This is a genomic window from Burkholderia sp. TSV86, assembly GCF_001522865.1.
GTDB lineage: Bacteria > Pseudomonadota > Gammaproteobacteria > Burkholderiales > Burkholderiaceae > Burkholderia.
Map to the genome: position 1 here is coordinate 24,450 of NZ_LOWB01000109.1, position 19,808 is coordinate 44,257.

Sequence of the window (19,808 nt, forward strand, 5' to 3'; positions counted from 1 at the left end):
CGGCGCAATAGCGCCGATTCCAACGTTGAGGCAGCGTCGCGTTCCGTCGCCGATTAACGGTCGGCGCATATTGAAGGTATGCTATCCCGCTGGCATAAGGCCGCCCGCGATACTCCCGCGCGCGGCCACCAGAATCATGTCATCCGGGAGATCTCATGCGCTTCATGCTGTTCGCCGCGGCGCTCGCCGCCGTCACCGCCGCCGCCCCTGCCGTTGTCGCTGCGAAACCGTTGACGGTCTGCACGGAATCCAGCCCCGACGGTTTCGATGTCGTCCAATACAATTCGCTCGTCACCACCAATGCGTCAGCGGACGTGATTTTCAACACGCTGGTTTCGTATGACGAAGCCACGAAGAAGGTGATACCCGCGCTCGCCACCCAGTGGGACGTCAGCGCCGACGGCTTGGTCTATACGTTCCACTTGCGGCCGAATGTCGCATTTCAAACGACCGATTACTTCAAGCCAACCCGTGCGCTATCGGCTGACGATGTCGTCTTCACGTTCAGCCGGATGCTCGACGATGCGAATCCGTGGCACAAGGTCGCGGGTGCGAGCGGCTTTCCGCATGCGCAGTCGATGGGGCTTGCGAAGCTCGTGAAAGCCGTGACGAAGGTCAACGATTCGGCCGTGAAGTTCGAACTCAACGAACCGAACGCCACGTTCCTGTCGATTCTGACGATGGGTTTCGCGTCGATCTATTCGGCCGAATACGCGGACCAATTGCTGAAGGCGGGCAAGCAAGCCGATCTGAACGCGAAACCGGTCGGCACGGGCCCATTCGTGCTGAAAAGCTATACGAAGGACGCGGTGATCCGTTACGACGCGAATCCGTCGTACTGGGGGCAAAAGCCGAAAAGCGAGCGCCTGATCTATGCGATCACCCCGGACCCGTCCGTGCGCGCGCAAAAAGTGAAGGCGGGCGAATGCCAGATCGCGCTGTCGCCGAAACCGCAGGACGTCGCGGCGGCAAAGGGCGACAAGGCGCTCGCGGTCGCCGGGACCCCCGCGTTCATGACGGCGTTCGTCGCGCTCAACACGCAGAAAAAGCCGCTCGACAACGCGAAGGTGCGCGAAGCGCTGAATCTCGCGTTCGACCGCGCGACCTACCTGAAGGTGGTATTCGACAACACCGCGACGCCCGCGACCAACCCGTACCCGCCTAACACCTGGAGCTATGCGAAATCGATCGCGCCGTACCCGCACGATCCGGCCAAGGCGAAGCAATTGCTTGCGGCGGCGGGATTGCCGAACGGTTTTTCGACGACGATCTGGGTGCGCCCGACAGGCAGCGTGCTGAACCCGAATCCGAAAGCGGGCGCGGAATTGCTACAGGCCGATCTGGCGAAGATCGGCGTGAAGGCCGACGTGAAGGTAGTCGAATGGGGCGAGTTGATCAAACAGGCGAAGCTCGGCCAGCACGATCTGCTCTTCATGGGCTTTGCCGGCGATAACGGCGATCCGGACAACATTCTCACGCCGCAATTCAGTTGCAATTCGGTGAAGTCGGGGCTCAATTTCGCCCGCTACTGCGACCCGAAACTCGACAAGCTGATCACCGACGGCAAGACCACCGCCGATCAAGGCAAGCGCGCGAAGCTGTATGAAGCCGCGCAGAAGATCATCCATGACGAGGCGCTGTGGATTCCGCTCGGCTATCCGAGCGCCGCGGCAATCACGCGCGCGAACGTCACCGGCTATCGCGTAAGCCCGTTCGGGCGGCAGCATTTCGATACGGTGTCGGTGCCGTAACACTCGGCGGGCGCTCGACGCGAGCGGCCGATGCCGGCCGCTGCGCCGTGCCGCGGCCGTCTGCCGCTTCGCGCTACGCCGCCTCGCGCGCAGTGGCCGCATAGCGGATCACGCCATCCTGCCCCGTCTCGCGCGTCAACTCGCCAGCAAGCCACAGCAGATTCAGATGCGCGATCACCTCGCCGAGCGCGAAAGTCATCTGATGAACGTCGAGCGCGCGCCGGAACATGATCGGCACGATATCGGCCGCGCTCATCGGCCGCGCGGCGCACGCATCGCGCACTTCCGCGAGCCGCGCGTCGTGATGCGCACGCAATTGCGCGATCCGTGTATGCAGCCCGCGAAACGGCTTGCCGTGCGACGGTAATGTGAGCGTATCGGCGGCCATCGTCTCGTAGCGGCCGAGCGATTCCAGATACAGCGCGAGCGGATTGCCCTCCGGCTCGAGATCGAACACCGACACGTTCGTCGAGATCCGCGGCAACACCATGTCGCCGGAAATCAGCACGCCGGCCGCCGCGCAGTGAAGCGCGCAATGCTCTGGAGAATGACCGAACCCGGTGACGACCTGCCATTGGCGGCCGCCGATCGCGATGACATCGCCTTCGCGCAGCCGCCGGTAGCGCGACGGCACGGCTGGCACGAGATCCGAATAATAGTTGCCGCGCTTTCTGAGCTTGCCGAGCGTATCGGCGTCCGTCACGCCGTTGCGCGCGAAATGCTCGGCCGCGCCTTCGCCGCCGGCGTTCGAGCCATTGCCGGCCGCCATCAGGCTTCCGAACAGATATTCGCCCGCCGTCATCCACAGCCGCACGTTCCAGCGTGCACGCTCGCCGCCGTTGCACAGCCAGCTCGCGAGCCCGAAATGGTCGGGGTGGCAATGCGTGACGATTACGCGCAGCACGGGCAGGCCATCCAGATGCGTATCGAAAATCCGCTCCCAATGCGCCCGGATCTCAGCCGACGCGATTCCGCAATCGACGACCGTCCAGCCCGCTTGTCCGTTAATTTCATCGCGCAGCAGCCACAGATTGATGTGATCGAGCGCGAACGGCAACGGCATGCGCAGCCAGCGCACCCCCGGCGCGACTTCGACGAAGCCGCCCGGCTCCGGCAGCGTGTCGGCGAACGGGTAATCGAGTTGGTTTTCCAGTGCATTCATCGGGGACGTCTCTTGAGTCTCTTAAGTCTCTTGGTGTTGCCGTCGAGGCGGGCCGCTGACCGCGCCGGAATCGATTCTATCGCTCATCCGTGCGGACAGGGCTGGTGACGCGGCGCCGCACACGCATTTCGCCGGTTTTGAACCGGCCTCGGACCTACTTAGCATCCCCAAAAAATCCCGCCACGATCCCGTGCGTAGCCCGAACGTTGCGTGAAATTCGCCGAAACATAGGCTCGCCGCGCCGCGCCGCCGGCGCGCGAGCCGCACCGATTCACCGCCGCACCGGATGAAGCGCGCGTTGCGGGCGCTAAAATGGCGTGAGCTTCCCGTCAGTGAGCCCGCGCACGATGAATCATTTTCCCAAACTGCTGTCCTCGCAGATCGGCTTCGACGTCGCACAGACGATCCTGGAGAATTTCGATCGCCACTATCAAATCTTCCGCGAAGCAGCGATCGCCGCGAAGAATCTGTTCGAGCGCGCCGACTGGCACGGGCTGCAGCGGCTCGCACGCGAGCGCATCACGTCGTATGACGACCGCGTGCGCGAATGCGTCGAGCTGCTCGAGGACGAATACGACGCCGAAAACATCGACGACGACATCTGGCAGCAAATCAAGCTGCACTATATCGGTCTGCTCACGTCTCACCGGCAGCCCGAATGCGCGGAGACGTTCTTCAATTCGGTGTGCTGCAAGATTCTGCATCGCTCGTACTTCAACAACGATTTCATCTTCGTACGCCCGGCGATCTCGACCGAATACATCGAGAACGACGAGCCGGCCGCGAAGCCGACCTATCGCGCGTACTACCCCGGCAGCGAAGGGCTTGCGGCAACGCTGACGCGGGTGGTCACGAATTTCCAGCTCAACCTGCCGTTCGACGATCTCGAGCGCGACATCGGCTGCGTGATGCAAGCGGTGCAGGACGAGTTCGGCACGTTCGACGAAGCGGTGAATTTCCAGATTCACGTGCTGTCGTCGCTGTTTTTCCGCAACAAGAGCGCGTACTTCATCGGCCGCATCATCAACGGCGACCGCGTGCTGCCTTTTTGCGTGCCGATCCGCCATGCGCGGCCGGGCTATCTCGCGCTCGACACGGTGCTGCTGCGGCGCGACCAGTTGAAGATCGTGTTCGGCTTCGCGCATTCGTATTTCCTCGTCGACATGAACGTGCCGAGCGCGTATGTGCAATTCCTGCGCACGGTGATGCCAGGCAAGCCGAAGGCGGAAATCTACACGTCGGTCGGCTTGCAGAAGCAGGGCAAGAACCTGTTCTATCGCGATCTGCTGCACCACCTGTCGCATTCGAGCGACCGCTTCATCGTCGCGCCCGGCATACGCGGGCTCGTGATGCTGGTGTTTACGCTGCCGTCGTTTCCCTATGTGTTCAAGGTCATCAAGGATCACTTCCCGCCGCCGAAGGAAACCACGCGCGCGCAAATCATGGAGAAGTATCAGCTCGTGAAGCGCCACGATCGTCTCGGGCGCATGGCCGACACGCTCGAATATTCGAGCGTGGCGCTGCCGCTCGCGCGCCTGGACGACGCGCTCGTGCGCGAACTCGAAAAAGAAGCGCCGTCGCTGCTCGAATACGAAGGCGGCAATCTCGTGATCAAGCATTTGTATATCGAGCGCCGGATGGTGCCGCTCAACCTCTATCTGCAAAACGGCAGCGACGCGCAGGTCGAGCATGGCGTGCGCGAATACGGCAACGCGGTAAAGGAGCTGATCCAGGCGAACATCTTCCCCGGCGACATGCTGTACAAGAATTTCGGCGTCACGCGCCACGGCCGCGTGGTGTTCTACGATTACGACGAGATCGAGTATCTGACCGACTGCAACGTGCGCCGCGTGCCGCCGCCGCGCAACGAAGAGGACGAACTGTCCGGCGAGCCGTGGTATTCGATTGGCCCGCATGACATCTTCCCCGAAACCTACGCGCCGTTCCTGCTCGGCGATCCACGCGTGCGCGAGAACTTCCTCAAGCATCACGCGGATTTCTTCGATCCCAAGCTCTGGCAGGACAGCAAGGACCGCCTGCTGAACGGCGAGTTGCCCGACTTCTATCCATACGAGCCGGCGCTGCGCTTTCGCATCCGTTATCCGGAGCGCTTCGCGGACCGCGACGCGCCACGGGACGACACCGGCGGCCGGCGCGCCGCCTGAACCGCGCGCGTCGCGCCGGCTGTCACACTTGGCTATCCGACATAAAGCAACGACGATGAACACGAACGATCATCCGCTCTCCCATCTGTTCGACAACAACGATGCGTGGGTCAAGCGCAAGCTCGCGGACGACCCGCAATACTTCTCGCGCCTCGCCGATCAGCAAGCGCCGGAATATCTATGGATCGGCTGCTCGGATTCACGCGTGCCCGCGAATCAGATCATCGGCTTGCCGCCCGGCGAGGTCTTCGTTCATCGCAACATCGCCAATGTCGTCGTGCATACCGATTTGAACTGTCTGTCGGTGATCCAGTTCGCGGTGGATCTGCTGCGCGTGAAGCACATCATGGTGGTCGGCCACTACGGCTGCTCGGGCGTGAACGCGGCGCTGCACAACCGCCGCGTCGGCCTCGCCGACAACTGGCTGCATCACGTGCAGGACGTGCGCGAGAAGCACGCGGCACTGCTCGACGAATGGCCGCTCGGCGAAACGCGCTACCGGCGCCTGATCGAATTGAACGCCATCGAGCAAGTCGTCAATGTGTGCCGCACGACGATCGTCAACGACGCGTGGGCGCGCGGCCAGCCACTCACCGTGCATGCGCTCGTGTACGGCGTGCACGACGGCCGCATGCGCGATCTCGGCATGGCGGTGTCGGAGCCGGATGTGCTCGCGCCAATGTATCGGCGCGCGGTCGACGCGCTATCGGCAAAACAGGCGCTTTCGGCAGACAATGACATCGTGGCGGCCGACGCGGCGCAACTCGCCGAAGCCACCGAACTCATCGCAAAAACCATCAAGGAGACAAATCATGGCGGCTGTTGAAGATCCGATCGTCATCGCGTCGGCGGCGCGTACAGCGATCGGTGGCTTTCAGGGCGACTTCGCGGCGCTCACCGCGCCGCAGCTTGGCGCGGCGGCGATCGCGGCCGCGCTCGAGCGCGCGGGCCTGAAACCGGAGCAGATCGACGAAGCGGTGATGGGCTGCGTGCTGCCGGCCGGCCAAGGCCAGGCGCCCGCGCGGCAAGCCGCGCTTGGCGCCGGGCTGCCGCTTTCGACCGGCTGCACGACGGTCAACAAGATGTGCGGCTCGGGCATGCGCGCGGCGATGTTCGCGCACGACATGCTCGTCGCGGGCTCGAGCGACTTGATCGTCGCCGGCGGCATGGAAAGCATGACCAACGCGCCGTACCTGCTGCCGAAGGCTCGCGGCGGAATGCGCATGGGCCACGGCCAGGTGCTCGATCATATGTTTCTCGACGGCCTCGAGGACGCGTATGACAAAGGCCGCCTGATGGGCACGTTTGCCGAAGAATGCGCGACGCAATACGCGTTCTCGCGTGACGCGCAGGATGCGTTTGCGATCGAATCGCTCACGCGCGCGAAGCGGGCGAACGAAGACGGCTCGTTCGCGTGGGAAATCGCGCCCGTGAGCGTCGCCGGCAAAAAAGGCGAAATCGTCGTCGCACGCGACGAGCAGCCGTTCAAGGCAAACCTCGATAAAATCCCGACGCTCAAGCCCGCGTTCAGCAAAACGGGCACGGTGACGGCCGCGAATGCGTCGTCGATCTCCGACGGCGCGGCCGCCCTCGTGATGATGCGGCAATCGAGCGCCGAGCGGCTGGGCGTCGCGCCGCTCGCGCGCGTCGTCGGCCATGCGACGTTCGCGCAGGAGCCGTCGCGCTTCACGACGGCGCCCGTCGGCGCGATCCGGCGGCTGTTTGACAAGAACGGCTGGCGCGCCGCCGAGGTCGATCTGTATGAGATCAACGAGGCGTTCGCGGTGGTCGCGATGGCGGCGATGAAGGAGCACGGCCTGCCGCACGACAAGGTCAACGTGAACGGCGGCGCATGCGCGCTCGGCCATCCGATCGGCGCATCGGGCGCGCGCATTCTCGTCACGCTGATTGGCGCGCTTCGCGCGCGCGGCGGCAAGCGCGGCGTCGCGAGCCTGTGCATCGGCGGCGGCGAGGCGACCGCGATGGGCATCGAGATCGTTTGATTTGATTCGTTTCGTCCGATTCATGATCGACACGGCCCGAACAGTGCGCCCGCGCCCTTGCGCCCCGTCTGCCGCCTGCCCGGCGGGTGCAAGCCGCACGGGCAGTACAAACGGTTCCCAGGAGTGCTTGAGATGAAGACCGCATTGATCGTCGGCGCATCGCGCGGCCTGGGCCGCGAATTCGTCCGTCAGTACCGGCGCGATGGCTGGAACGTGATCGCCACCGCGCGCGAGCGCGCGTCGCTCGACGCGCTTGGCGCACTCGGCGCCGATGCGCATGCCGTCGATGTCACAGAGCCGGAGCAGATTGCCGCGCTCGGCTGGCAGCTCGACGGCGTGCGGCTCGACGCGGCCGTGATCGTCTCGGGCGTGTACGGTCCGCGCACGAGCGGCGTAGAGACGATCGCCGGCGAGGACTTCGACACGGTCATGCATACGAACGTGCTCGGCCCGATGCAGCTCATGCCGATCCTGCTGCCGCTCGTCGAGGATGCTCAGGGCGTCCTCGCGGTGCTGTCGAGCCGAATGGGCAGCATCAGCGAGGCGACCGGCACGACCGGCTGGCTCTATCGCGCGAGCAAGGCCGCGCTCAACGACGCGCTGCGTGTCGCGTCGCTGCAAACCCGGCATGCTGCATGCATCGCGCTGCATCCGGGCTGGGTGCGCACCGATATGGGCGGCCCGCAAGCGGCGATCGATCCGCAAACGAGCGTTACCGGGATGCGCCGCGTGATCGCCGAGGCGCTTGCCGAGCGCGAGCGCGCGAACGGCCGTTTCTTTCAATATGACGGCGTCGAGCTTGGCTGGTAAGCCGCGCCGTGCGTCAATCGATACCATGTCACGAATCACTCCCGCGCCGCGCCCGCTCGACTGCCCATGCGGCGGTGCGGCGCCCGGCGCCCGTGCCGGCGCCCGTGCGCCGCGCTACGCGGATTGCTGCTCACGCCTGATCGACGCGCACAGGCCGGCGGCGAACGCGCTCGAACTGATGCGCTCGCGCTATAGCGCATACGTGCTCGGCGAAACCGATTATCTGCGTGCGACGTGGGACCCGCGCACCTGTCCGGCCGACCTCGACGCCGACACCGAACGCGCCGACGCGCCGCGCTGGCTCGGCCTGTCGATCAAGCGCTATGCGCAACTCGACGACACGCACGCGGAAGTCGAATTCGTCGCCCGCTACAAGATCGGCGGGCGGGCATACCGGATGCACGAAACGAGCCGCTTCGTGCGCGATGAGCACGCGCGATGGCGATATGTCGATGGAGACGTGACTCAGGCGTAGCCGGTGAAGCGCATGCAGGCCGATTGCGTCCGTCATGCCCGGCCGGCGGGCCGACGCGTGCCGTGATCGACGCAAGCGCGCGCGGGAGTTGCGGGATGTTGGCGACAGCGGGGTCACGGCACATGGGCAGCGCGATGACGCGCGCCGCGCGACACCGGGACGATGCGGCCACGAAAAAACCGCCCGATACCATGCGCACACCCGTCTCCAGCCGAGCATGCGCATGCGTGCGGCGCCCGGCGCAGACACCGCGCGCCGCGCGAGCGCTCGTGCGGAACCGGCCAGCGCCGGCCGCCGCGCTTACTTGCCGTCTACCGAGAATGCATAGAACGTGTAGCTTTTCGTGCCCAGCGCGCCCAGCTTCGCGTAGCCGTTGCCCCAGTACACCGTGCCGCGCTCGTCGATCGCGGGGCCGGCGGCCGACGATCCCTGGCCGACGTAATCCCACAGCACGTCGCCTGTCGCGGCGTTGAGCGCGTACATATGGCCGCTCATCGAGCTGACGAACGCCACGCCATTGGAGACGCTCACGGGCGCGATGGTGAGCGCGTTGCCGGACGGATCGGCCACTTGCCAAAGGATCTTGCCCGTCGCCGGATCGATCGCGGCGAACGAGCCGACCGTCACGCTCTTTCCGTTGACCGTATAGGGCACCCGGTCATAGTCGGAATTCGCCACGTAAATGCGTTTGCCGTCGGTCGCCGTGCCCCATTCGATGCCGCCGAGCGCGGAGCCGGGGCCGACCACCGTACTCGAGCGGATCGCGCCTGTCTGCGCGTCGAGCAGCCAGTAGACGCCGCTCTTCTGGCCGGCGCCGACCAGCAACTGCGGCTTGCCGGGACGGTCGTGGACGGTGAGCAGGGCGGGCCCGGCGCCGAAGTCGAAATCCGGCCCCGGTGACGGCGGGCAATTCTGCGCATTGGTTCCCGGCTGGTTGCACGCGATATTCCACGTGTCGAAACCCTGTACGCCGGTGCTCCATTTGATCCGGCCGGTTGCCATGTCCAGCGCGAGAACCGAATCGACGTGGTCGTCCGGGCTCAGGCACTGCGCCATGCTCCCACCCGCGAGCTGACATTGGTTCGCGGACTCAGGCACCGAATAGTTGTTGCCGGTCGTGATGAACACGGTCTTGCCGGGCACGTCGATGGCGGCCGTGCTGCCCCACACCGCGCCGCCGCTATAGCCTCCGGGCGCGCCGTTGTTCGGTGGCACCGTGTAGGTGGTCCATTTGATCCGTCCGGTCTTCGCATCGAGCGCCGAGAACGAACCCCGGAAGCTGCAGCACGGGTAGTTGGGCACATCCGCGGCGGCGGCCTCCTCCGACGACGACGCCCCGACGTAGACCACGCCGGCATGCACGATGGGCGACTGCGTGACGATTGCATAAGGATGCGAATTGATCGCCGCGCTCCAGAGGAGATTGCCGCTCGACGCATCGATCGCGAGAACGTGCGCGCCATTCTGATCGCCGATATACACCGTATTGCCGACCACCGCGGGGCTGGTGCGCGACACCGCCGACGGCGGCTCGCCCGCATAACTGTCGATGCGGCGCTCCCAGATGAGCTTGCCGGTGGCCGCATCGAGCTTGGTCAGATAGCCGCCCCAGTCCGGGAAATAAACGGCTCCGTCGACCACGGCGGGTGTCGCGGACACGTCGCCGTGGACCGTGCGCGACCATTTCAGTGCAAGCCTGCCCGCGTTGTTCACGTTGAGTGCGGTTTGGTCGGACTGCGAGCGGGTATTGCGCAGATTCTGTCCCGCCACCGACCATCCGTTCGCGGCCGGCGCGGCCATGCACGGCTGAGCGGCAAGCCCCAGCGACAAGCCGAACAGCACCGCAGCGGGGGTAACGGCAATCCGTCGACGTTGTCGATCGAATACTTGAGTCATCAATAGCTCCAAGGTTCGCGTATCAGGAGGAGGAATTGGTCCCCTTCGCTTTTCCGCTCTCGCGTGAGCGATTGTGTCTGCGTCACCAGCCCCGCCCCAATTTTGCCTGTGCATCGCGACGGCATCTGAGGGGCAACCCACTTTTCGGACGCGCGCGGTGAACTCCGGCCAATGACGCAGGCCGCGATGCGCCGCGCATGGGCGAACACATCCGCCGGCCAGGGCGGCCCGCCTGCGCCGGGCAGGCAGACGATCCGTCGGCATTCGCGGCAATGCCCGCCTCGGCGCATTCGGCCGCCTGCCGCGCCTGCCGCGCCTGCCGCTGCGCCCGCAGCCCGCGTTGCCCGCGCCGCCAGCGTTGCCGCCGGATAACCTCCAAGCCTGCGATGCCAGCGGCCGCACCAGCCCGCGCCGGCAAACCGCCGCTATCGCGAACGCCGGGTTATTCCGGCGTTGCGCAATCGAAATTTGTCGGGCTACGATGGCTCCCATTTGCTTGTATCAGCGGCAACGGACTGACCAATGGCATTCGGCAACAAAAGGGCGTGGACAGGATGGATCGCGGCGTGCGCGCTGGCGGCCGCGCATGCCGGCACGCTGCCGGCCTATCAGGCATCGTCCAATCAGCCTGCCGCCGCGCCCACCTTCGCGTATGCCGAGCGCTTCGATTACGGCGATTCCGACCTGCCTCCCGTCGCCGCGAACCTGAACGAAACCATCGTTCATATCCCGGTCACCGCCGCGGACGGCGTGATGCTCGAAGCGACGGTGTTCAAGCCCGACGGGCCCGGCCCGTTCCCGCTCGTCGTCTTCAATCACGGCAAGAATCCGGGCGATACGCGCGCGCAGCCTCGCAGCCGGCCGCTCTCGTTCGCGCGTGAATTCGTGCGCCGCGGCTACGCGGTGGTCGCGCCGAATCGCGAAGGCTTCGCGGGCTCGGGCGGCACCTATATGCAGGAAGGCTGCGACGTCGGGCGCAACGGGCTCGCGCAGGCGCGCGACGTGGCCGCGACGCTCGCCTATATGTCGGCGCAGCCGTATGTCGACGCGCGGCGCGTCGTGGTCGCCGGTACGTCCCATGGCGGGCTCGTATCGCTCGCGTATGGCACCGAGGCCGCGCATGGCGTGCGCGGCATCATCAATTTCTCCGGCGGATTGCGGCAGGACCTCTGCGACGCGTGGCAAAAGCATCTCGTCGATGCATTCGACGCCTATGGCTCGCATACGCGCGTGCCGTCGCTATGGCTGTATGGCGACAACGACTCGGTGTGGTCGCCCGAGCTGGTCGCACAGGCGCGCGACGCGTACATGGCGCACGGCGCAAGTACGCTGTTCGTCGATTTCGGCCGCTATAAGGACGACGCCCACCGGTTGATCGTCGATCGCGACGGCGTGCCGATCTGGTGGCCGTCGGTCGAAACGTTCCTGTCGCGGCTCAAGCTGCCGACCGCGGTGCGCTATGCGGTCGCAAACCCGCTCGCGCCGAAGGCGAGCGGCTACGCGGCAATCGATACGGTCAGTGCGGTGCCGTTCATCGACGACGCAGGCCGCGCAGCCTATCGGCGCTTCCTCGCGCATCAGCCGAGCCGCGCGTTCGCCGTATCGACGCAAGGCGCATGGTCGTGGGCCGAAGGCGGCGACGATCCGATGGCGCTCGCGCTGGAAAGCTGCCGCAAGCAGGAAGCCGGGCCGTGCCAGCTATACGCGGTCGACGATCGCGTGGTCTGGCGTGGCGAGGACGCGCGCGCGGCGGCGGATACGCCCGCCGCGCCCGATGATTCGGCCGGCGCACGCGCATTGGCGAGCCGCTGAACACCACATTTCGTTTCGAATCGCCGCTGGGACAGTGCGCGCGTGCCTGCGGACCGCCGGGCATCGCGCGTCCTGCCGCACACGGGTTTATACGCTTGCGATCACTCCGGCAAAAGTAAAAACACCGATGCACGGTCCGCCATTTATCCGGATGCCGCCGCGCCTGTCCGGAGCGCCTATGCCGCGCGCAATCGCGGCCGGCGAACCGGCTCATCGATCGTCCGCAACCGGCTGAAGGGTCACGCAGATTCCCTGGAAATTCAGTTTATTTTTATCGACGACACGCAATGCACGCATTCATCGTCGCAATCGAATATCGCGAATCGAATACCCACGTTGCCCAATAAAGCGATTTCGTTTGATCCGTTTTAGAACCTCGTTTAACTCCGATCCGGCGCACGGCCGACGCGCGGCCTTTCATCGGTGTTTTTATCGATCGCATTCGAATGCCGCACTCGAATCAGAATCGGCACTCTCGAAATTCGGTCGAACGAACGCCTGCCGAAATCGATAGACGAATCGCATTTCGACGCCGCGCGGCGGCCCCTTTTTTCGTTGCCGCGATTGCCCGCAACCCGCTTGCGCGGCGTGTCCGTTTCTTCATTCGCCCCCCTCGCCGCCCTTTTCGAGTTTTCTCCCCCCATTCCCGCCCGGCGGGTAGCGATGCTTTGCCGCCGTCTTCTGCCGCCTATTCTGGCGATCTGTACCGAACCGCCGCGAGCCGTCGCGAAATGCGCCGAACTCCGCGCCAGGCAAGGCGCTGGCGTTTTGTAACCGCTGCTGCATCAACACGAAAAACACGCTAATCTCAGCCCGGTTTTGGTTTTATACGCACGCGTTTTTTGCCATCCGATCGGGCCCTTGGCTATCACGATCCCGCAAAACGAGAACCATGCGCTTCGCGCACTCGACGCGTTTTCGCCCCGGAGTTGTCTTGAACACACACGCAACCGACGATTGGGTCGCGCGCAGCCTGCGTGCGGTCTGGCACCCTTGCACGCAGATGAAGCATCACGAGCAGCTACCGCTCATTGCGCTTGCGCGCGGCGAACGCGCGTGGCTCATCGATCACGCGGGCCGCCGCTATCTCGACGCGATCAGCTCGTGGTGGGTCAATCTGTTCGGTCACGCGAATCCGCAAATCAACGCGGCGCTAAAGGCGCAGCTCGACACGCTCGAACACGCGATGCTCGCCGGCTGCACGCACGAGCCGGCGGTCGAGCTCGCCGAGCGGCTTGCAGCGCTCACCCGGCACACGCTGGGCCATGCATTCTTCGCATCCGACGGCGCGTCGGCCGTCGAAATCGCGCTGAAAATGAGCTTTCATGCATGGCGCAATCGCGGCCGCGGCGACAAGCGCGAATTCGTCTGCATTGCAAACGGTTACCACGGCGAGACGATCGGAGCGCTCGGCGTGACCGACGTCGCGCTCTTCAAAGACGCATACGATCCGCTGATCCGCGCGGCGCACGTCGTCGCGTCGCCGGACGCACGCGGCGCGCAAGACGGCGAGACGGCCGCGGACGTGGCCGCGCGCGCGCTCGCCGACGTCAAGCGGCTCTTTGCCGAGCGCGGCGACAAGATCGCCGCGCTGATCGTCGAGCCGCTCGTGCAATGCGCAGCCGGCTTCGCGATGCACGATCCGTCATACGTGCGCGGCCTGCGCGCGCTGTGCGACGCGCACGACGTGCATCTGATCGCCGACGAGATCGCGGTCGGCTGCGCACGCACCGGCACGTTCTTCGCATGCGAGCAGGCCGGCGTGTGGCCGGACTTCCTGTGCCTATCGAAGGGCATCAGCGGAGGATATCTGCCGCTGTCGCTCGTGCTGTCGCGCGATGCCATCTTCGATGCGTTCTACGACGACGACGTCACACGCGGTTTCCTGCATTCGCATTCATATACGGGCAACCCGCTCGCGTGCCGCGCGGCGCTCGCCACGCTCGATCTGTTCGACGCGCGCGACGTGCTCGCCGACAATGCGCGCAAATCGGCGTTGATGCGCGCCGCGCTCGCGCCGCTCGCCGAGCATCCGCACGTGCGCCATCTGCGCGAGCGCGGCACGATCTTCGCGTTCGACGTCGCGCTCAAAGGCGACGCCGCCAAGCGTTTCGCGCGCCGCTTCTTCGAACACGCGCTGGCCCGCGAAACGCTGCTGCGCCCGATCGGCACGACGGTCTATCTGATGCCGCCATACATTCTCGACGACGACGAAATCACGTGGCTCGCATCGCGCACGCGCGACACGCTCGACGCCACCCTCGCGGAGACCCACGCATGACGCGCCTGCTTGCCTCGCTTGAACGCGGCCTCGCCGATATCGACGCGCAAGGGCTGCACCGCGCAAGACGCGTGGCCGACACCGCGTGCGGCTCGCATATGACGGTCGACGGCCGCGAGATCGTCGGCTTCGCAAGCAACGACTATCTCGGGCTCGCCTCGCATCCTCGGTTGATCGAAGCATTAGCCGAAGGCGCGCGCCGCTATGGCTCGGGCAGCGGCGGCTCGCACCTGCTGGGCGGCCACTCGCGCGCGCACGCCACGCTCGAAGACGAGCTGGCGGCGTTCTGCGGCGGCTTCTGCGACGCGCCGCGCGCGCTGTACTTCAGCACCGGCTACATGGCCAATCTCGCCGCGCTAACCGCACTGGCCGGCCGCGGCGCGACGATTTTCTCGGATGCGCTGAACCATGCGTCGCTGATTGACGGCGCGCGGCTCGCGCGCGCCGACGTGCAGATCTACCCGCACTGCGACATGGCTGCGCTCGACGCGCAGCTCACCGCCTCCGATGCGAAAACGAAGCTGATCGTCTCCGACACGGTGTTCAGCATGGACGGCGACATCGCGCCGCTCGAGCGCCTCGTCGCACTCGCCGAAGCGCACGACGCGTGGCTCGTCGTCGACGACGCGCACGGCTTCGGCGTGCTCGGCCCGCAAGGGCGCGGCGCGCTCGCCGCGCATGCGCTGCGCTCGCCGAACCTCGTCGGTGTCGGCACGCTCGGCAAGGCGGCGGGCGTCGCGGGCGCGTTCGTCGTCGCGCACGAAACCGTGATCGAATGGCTGATCCAGCGCGCACGCAGCTACATCTTCACGACGGCGGCGCCGCCGTGCGTTGCATACGCGGTATGCGCGAGCCTCAGGATCATCGCCGGCGACGAAGGCGACGCGCGCCGCGCGCATCTGGCCGCGCTGATCGAGCGCACCCGCGTCATTCTGCGGCGCACGCGCTGGCAGCCGGTGGACTCGCATACCGCCGTGCAGCCACTCGTGATCGGCAGCAACGACGACACGCTCGCCGCGATGCGCGCGCTCGACGCGCAAGGCCTCTGGGTGCCCGCGATCCGGCCGCCGACGGTGCCCGCCGGCACGTCGCGGCTGCGCATCTCGCTGTCGGCCGCGCATTCGTTCGACGATCTCGCGCGCCTCGACGCTGCGCTCAGCGCGCCGGCTGACATGCCGGCCAGCGCATCGTCCACCGCCAACCCGATCGCCGCATGAACGCACCGCTTTCCTTCTTCGTGACGGGCACCGATACCGAAATCGGCAAGACTTTCGTATCGGCCGCGCTGCTGCGCGGTTTCACGCGCGCCGGGCTGCGCGCGGCCGCGCTGAAGCCGATCGCGGCTGGCGCATATGAGCGCGACGGCGTGTGGCGCAATGAGGACGCGGACCAGCTCGATGCCGCGGCAAGCGTCGCGCTGCCGGACGCGATCCGCACGCCGTTCCTGCTCAAGGAGCCTGCCGCGCCGCATATCGCGGCCGCGCTCGACGGCATCGCGCTCGACATCGGCACGGTCGCCGAGGCTCACCGCCGCGCGTGCGAAGCGGCCGACGTCGTGATCGTCGAAGGCGTCGGCGGCTTTCGCGTGCCGCTCGACGGCACGCGCGACACGGCCGATCTCGCGGTCGCACTCGGGCTGCCGGTGCTGCTCGTGGTCGGCGTGCGGCTCGGCTGCATCAACCACGCGCTGCTCACCGCCGACGCGATTGCCACTCGCGGCCTCGCGATCGCCGGCTGGGTCGCGAACCGCGTCGATCCGGCGATGCGCTTCGCCGACGAGAACGTCGACACACTGCGCGCGTGGCTCGAGCGCGAGCATCGCGCGCCGCTCGTCGGCGACATCGCGCATATGAGCCCGCCGTCGCCGGACGCCGCATCGCATGCGTTCGATATCGTCCGTTTATTGAATACGCAGCGCTCCGCCGCGCCGCGCTGATTTTTCGCCTACCATGGCGCTAATTTTGAAGAATCGATCCCCGCTTCGAAGGATGACCGACATGACTCAAGCTCAAACCGCCGCCGCCACCGAAACGCCCGTGGCCGCGCCCGTCGCGCCGCGCTGGCGCGTGGCCGACGTGATCGCGCTCTACGAACTGCCGTTCAACGATCTGCTGTTCCGCGCGCAACAAGTGCATCGCGAGCACTTCGATGCAAACGCGATCCAACTCTCGACGCTGCTGTCGATCAAAACCGGCGGCTGCGAGGAAGATTGCGGCTACTGCTCGCAATCGTCGCATCACGATACCGGCCTGCAGGCGAGTAAGCTGATGGAAGTCGACGAGGTGCTCGCCGCCGCACGCGCCGCGAAGGCCAACGGCGCGACGCGCTTTTGCATGGGCGCGGCATGGCGTAACCCGAAGGACCGGCACCTCGAGCCGATTCAGCAGATGATCCGCGGCGTGAAGGACATGGGCCTCGAAACCTGCGTGACGCTCGGCATGCTGGAAGAGCACCAGGCGAAGGCGCTCGCCGACGCGGGGCTCGATTACTACAATCACAACCTCGACACGTCGCCCGAATTCTACGGCCAGGTGATTTCGACGCGTACCTATCAGGACCGTCTCGACACGCTCGAGCGCGTGCGTGACGCCGGTATCAACGTCTGTTGCGGCGGGATCATCGGCATGGGTGAATCGCGCCGCGAGCGAGCGGGGCTCATCACGCAGCTTGCGAACATGAACCCGTATCCGGAATCGGTGCCGATCAACAATCTGGTCGCGATCGAAGGCACGCCGCTCGAACACGCGGAAAAGCTCGACCCGTTCGAGTTCGTGCGCACGATCGCGGTGGCGCGAATCACGATGCCGAAGGCGATGGTGCGGCTTTCGGCAGGCCGCGAGCAGCTCGACGACTCGATGCAGGCGCTGTGCTTCCTGGCGGGCGCGAATTCGATGTTCTACGGCGACGCGCTGCTGACGACGAGCAACCCGCGCGCGGAAGCGGACCGCAAGTTGCTCGCGCGGCTCGGCATCACCGCGAGCGAAACCAATCAGCTCGGCGCCTGAATCTCAATGCATCCGTCACGCGCGCCGCGCGCGTGACGTGTTTGCCGCTGCGCGCGCGGGCTCGCCAGGCGCGCGCACGCCGGCATTTGGACCATCGAATGCGCTGCGTTTGCCCGCCTCCCTTTGGCGCCGGCACCGCCCGTCAACAAACGCAGACGCAAACGCCCTACACGCCACGCCGGTCAATCGAGATAATCCTCATACTCCTTGCGCGTATACGACGCGAGCTGCCGCCACGGCGGCGTTTTCGCGCGCGGCGCGGGCGTGAGCGTCAGCTTGCGCGTCACGCTGCCGTCCGTGCTGCGGTATTCGACGACGAGCGGCGCCTGCAACGCATCGCTCCATAAAATACGGTTCACGCCGCGCCCGGCGATTGTCTGCTCGTACCAGCGCTTGCCGGGTTCGTGCCCGGCCGCCGTCTTTGCGTTCAACCGCTTCAACTGCGACGGCGGCGTGATGTAGAACGCGTTGTCCCACGAGCCGTCAAAGCCCGTCGTCTCGAACTCGGTCGGCGGCACGCTGACGATCGTGCGCTCGGCCGCATCCACGTACTCGATGCGCACGTTGCCGCCGTCGTTCGTCACGTGCCGGGCTGCCGCGCCGAAATTGAAGTGCTTGTGCCCCGCATGCGCGTGAACGGAGGCAGGGCGCGCACGGTCGCGCGGCGCGGCCAATGCATGACGCGCGCGATGCGCATCGGCTTCGCTGCGAGCACTGGCGTCATGAATATGACTGGGCACGTGATCGTCATGCTCATCGGCGCGCGCCGCGCCGGCAAGCCGAACGCGCTCGACCCACACGTGCCCTTCGCGGCGCACCATCCGCTCACGATAGACGACCGTGCGCGTCACGCCGTCCGCACTGGTCGCGCGGCTCTCGTGCAGCAGCACTGCATCGAGATCGGGCGCGGCGGCAAGCGCGGGCGCGGCGGCAAGCGCCGCGACGCCCGCGATCCATGCCGCGCGCACGCGCCGCGCGGCGCTTCGTTTCATCACGTCGATTCGCATCGTCGCGGCCGCCTCGCTCAAAACCCGAACGCCGACTTCACGAGGCCGAACACCTTTGTGTTGTCGAGCGTGCCCTTGAACACCTTCGCATCGGCGCCGTCGGCGAACAACATCACGTCGCCGCCGCCGTGCGTCTCCGAGCCGGCGCTGCCGAGCCGCACGCCCACCTCCTGCAGATACGCATCGTGCGTCGCGCTCGCCGAATCGACCGACGTGCGCACGTTCGGCCGGTTCGCGCCGTTGCCGAACACGAGCGTCGTGTACGTGTTGCCGTCCGCGTCCTTGCTCGGCTGGCCGTCGCGGTAGTTGCGGCTGATGTCGAGAATCGGATTGCCACGCTTCGAATAGCCGTTGATCGTCATCGTGTGATCGTGGTCGGCCGTGACGACGACCAGCGTGTTCGACAGATCGACCTTCGACAACGCGGTGCGAATCGCTTCGTCGAACGCCGCGGTATCTTCGAGCGCGCGCTTCGCATTGGTGCCGTGCAGCGCGTGATCGATGCGGCCGCCCTCGACCATCAGGAAATAGCCGTTCGGATTCTTCGACAATACGTCGATCGCCTTCGCGGTCATTTCCGCAAGGCTCGGCTGCGTCGCGCCCTCGCCCTTGCCGGCGACGCGATCGAGTTCGTACTCGAGATGGCTCGTCGAACTGAACAGGCCGATCAGCTTGTTGCCGCCTGCTTGCGCGAGCTGATCCTTGGTCGCCGCAACCGCATAGCCCTTCGCGCGCAATTCGGCGAGCAGGTCGCGCCCGTCCGCGCGGCCGCGCTTGTTGGTGACTGGATCGAACGGCGTCCAGTGGTTGCGGCCGCCGCCCATCAGCACGTCGACGCCGTCGCCGAGCGCGGCGTTATAGCCCACGCCGCCCGGCACGGCCTGCGCGGCGATGTGATATTGCGCATCGCGGTGGCAGATGTGCGAGTAGGTCGCCGCGGGCGTGGCGTGCGTAAGCTCGGTGGTCGTGATCGCGCCCACGGCCTTGCCGTGCGCCTTCGCAAGCTCCAGCAGCGTCTGCGCCGGCTTGCCGTTGCTCGCGCTGCAATTGTTGACCGTGCGGTTGCCGTTCGCGTCGTTGCCGGGTGCGACGGCGACCGTATCGGGCGTCATCGACAGCACTTCGTTGTTCATCTTCACGCCGGTCATATACGCGGACATCGACGGCGCGCTGTCGGTGGTCTGCGCATCATTCGAAAAAGTTTTGATGCGGGCGGTGCGCGGCAGCTTCTCCATTGTGAGCTGACCGGCCTCGCCGACCTTGTAGATGCGGCTCGCGGTGACGGTCGTCGGCCCCATGCCGTCGCCGAGAAAGAAAATCACGTTTTTCGCCTGTCCTGCGGCGTGCGCCGCGGAACCAAAGCCGCCCGCCAGAACCGCCGCGGCGATCGTCGCTGCCGCGACGCGCTGGATCGTAGTCATGCTGTTTCCCCTATTGACCG

Annotated in this window: 15 protein-coding genes; 11 read left to right on the forward strand and 4 right to left on the reverse strand. The window is 65.9% G+C overall.

Going from position 1 to position 19,808, the window contains the following annotated elements:
* The first annotated feature begins 155 nt into the window (after window positions 1-155).
* Complete coding sequence (locus tag WS68_RS19520) at window positions 156-1,751, forward strand: ABC transporter substrate-binding protein (RefSeq protein ID WP_059572317.1); 1,596 nt, start codon at window positions 156-158, stop codon at window positions 1,749-1,751.
* Between the two features lie 73 nt (window positions 1,752-1,824).
* On the opposite strand, the gene WS68_RS19525 is transcribed toward WS68_RS19520, so the two are convergent.
* Window positions 1,825-2,913 carry an MBL fold metallo-hydrolase gene (locus tag WS68_RS19525; protein WP_059572318.1) on the reverse strand — a complete coding sequence of 363 codons (1,089 nt, stop codon included), beginning with the start codon at window positions 2,911-2,913 and terminating at the stop codon, window positions 1,825-1,827.
* Window positions 2,914-3,260: 347 nt separating this feature from the next.
* On the opposite strand from WS68_RS19525, the gene aceK reads away from it, so the two are divergent.
* The 5 genes from aceK to WS68_RS19550 all read left to right on the forward strand — a co-directional run bounded on the left by aceK (window position 3,261) and on the right by WS68_RS19550 (window position 8,366).
* Window positions 3,261-5,078 carry a bifunctional isocitrate dehydrogenase kinase/phosphatase gene (gene aceK / locus WS68_RS19530; protein WP_059572319.1) on the forward strand — a complete coding sequence of 606 codons (1,818 nt, stop codon included), beginning with the start codon at window positions 3,261-3,263 and terminating at the stop codon, window positions 5,076-5,078.
* A gap of 55 nt (window positions 5,079-5,133) precedes the next feature.
* Window positions 5,134-5,904: a carbonate dehydratase gene (gene can / locus WS68_RS19535; protein WP_059572320.1), complete on the forward strand. Its 771-nt coding sequence runs from the start codon at window positions 5,134-5,136 to the stop codon at window positions 5,902-5,904.
* Window positions 5,891-7,081: an acetyl-CoA C-acetyltransferase gene (locus tag WS68_RS19540; RefSeq protein ID WP_059572321.1), complete on the forward strand. Its 1,191-nt coding sequence runs from the start codon at window positions 5,891-5,893 to the stop codon at window positions 7,079-7,081. The genes can and WS68_RS19540 overlap by 14 nt, the downstream gene beginning before the upstream one ends.
* Before the next feature lie 132 nt (window positions 7,082-7,213).
* Window positions 7,214-7,891, forward strand: a complete 678-nt coding sequence (locus WS68_RS19545; RefSeq protein WP_059572322.1) for an SDR family oxidoreductase — start codon at window positions 7,214-7,216, stop codon at window positions 7,889-7,891.
* 25 nt (window positions 7,892-7,916) lie between these two features.
* The gene (locus tag WS68_RS19550; RefSeq protein WP_059572323.1) at window positions 7,917-8,366 is read left to right on the forward strand and encodes a YchJ family protein; all 450 of its coding nucleotides are present in this window, start codon (window positions 7,917-7,919) and stop codon (window positions 8,364-8,366) included.
* 300 nt (window positions 8,367-8,666) lie between these two features.
* On the opposite strand, the gene WS68_RS19555 is transcribed toward WS68_RS19550, so the two are convergent.
* Window positions 8,667-10,262: an outer membrane protein assembly factor BamB family protein gene (locus WS68_RS19555; protein ID WP_059572324.1), complete on the reverse strand. Its 1,596-nt coding sequence runs from the start codon at window positions 10,260-10,262 to the stop codon at window positions 8,667-8,669.
* A gap of 522 nt (window positions 10,263-10,784) precedes the next feature.
* Between WS68_RS19555 and WS68_RS19560 the strand changes: the two genes are divergently transcribed.
* The 5 genes from WS68_RS19560 (at window position 10,785) to bioB (ending at window position 17,360) form a co-directional block, all read left to right on the forward strand.
* Window positions 10,785-12,074 (forward strand): dienelactone hydrolase family protein, encoded by a 1,290-nt coding sequence (locus WS68_RS19560; RefSeq protein WP_059572325.1) that lies wholly within the window; start codon window positions 10,785-10,787, stop codon window positions 12,072-12,074.
* Between the two features lie 934 nt (window positions 12,075-13,008).
* Window positions 13,009-14,355 carry an adenosylmethionine--8-amino-7-oxononanoate transaminase gene (gene bioA / locus WS68_RS19575; protein WP_059572522.1) on the forward strand — a complete coding sequence of 449 codons (1,347 nt, stop codon included), beginning with the start codon at window positions 13,009-13,011 and terminating at the stop codon, window positions 14,353-14,355.
* Complete coding sequence (gene bioF / locus WS68_RS19580) at window positions 14,352-15,572, forward strand: 8-amino-7-oxononanoate synthase (protein ID WP_059572328.1); 1,221 nt, start codon at window positions 14,352-14,354, stop codon at window positions 15,570-15,572. Before bioA ends, bioF begins: the two co-directional genes overlap by 4 nt.
* A complete protein-coding gene (gene bioD / locus WS68_RS19585; RefSeq protein WP_059572329.1) occupies window positions 15,569-16,291 on the forward strand; it encodes a dethiobiotin synthase in 723 nt (240 codons plus the stop codon). The genes bioF and bioD overlap by 4 nt, the downstream gene beginning before the upstream one ends.
* A gap of 61 nt (window positions 16,292-16,352) precedes the next feature.
* Window positions 16,353-17,360, forward strand: a complete 1,008-nt coding sequence (gene bioB / locus WS68_RS19590) for a biotin synthase BioB (RefSeq protein ID WP_059572523.1) — start codon at window positions 16,353-16,355, stop codon at window positions 17,358-17,360.
* A 182-nt stretch (window positions 17,361-17,542) separates the two neighbouring features.
* Here the strand turns inward: bioB and WS68_RS19595 are convergent, their stop codons facing one another.
* Window positions 17,543-18,367 carry a hypothetical protein gene (locus WS68_RS19595; RefSeq protein ID WP_059572330.1) on the reverse strand — a complete coding sequence of 275 codons (825 nt, stop codon included), beginning with the start codon at window positions 18,365-18,367 and terminating at the stop codon, window positions 17,543-17,545.
* A gap of 17 nt (window positions 18,368-18,384) precedes the next feature.
* On the reverse strand, window positions 18,385-19,788 hold the full coding sequence (locus WS68_RS19600; RefSeq protein WP_059572331.1) for an alkaline phosphatase: 1,404 nt from the start codon (window positions 19,786-19,788) through the stop codon (window positions 18,385-18,387).
* Window positions 19,789-19,808: the final 20 nt, after the last annotated feature.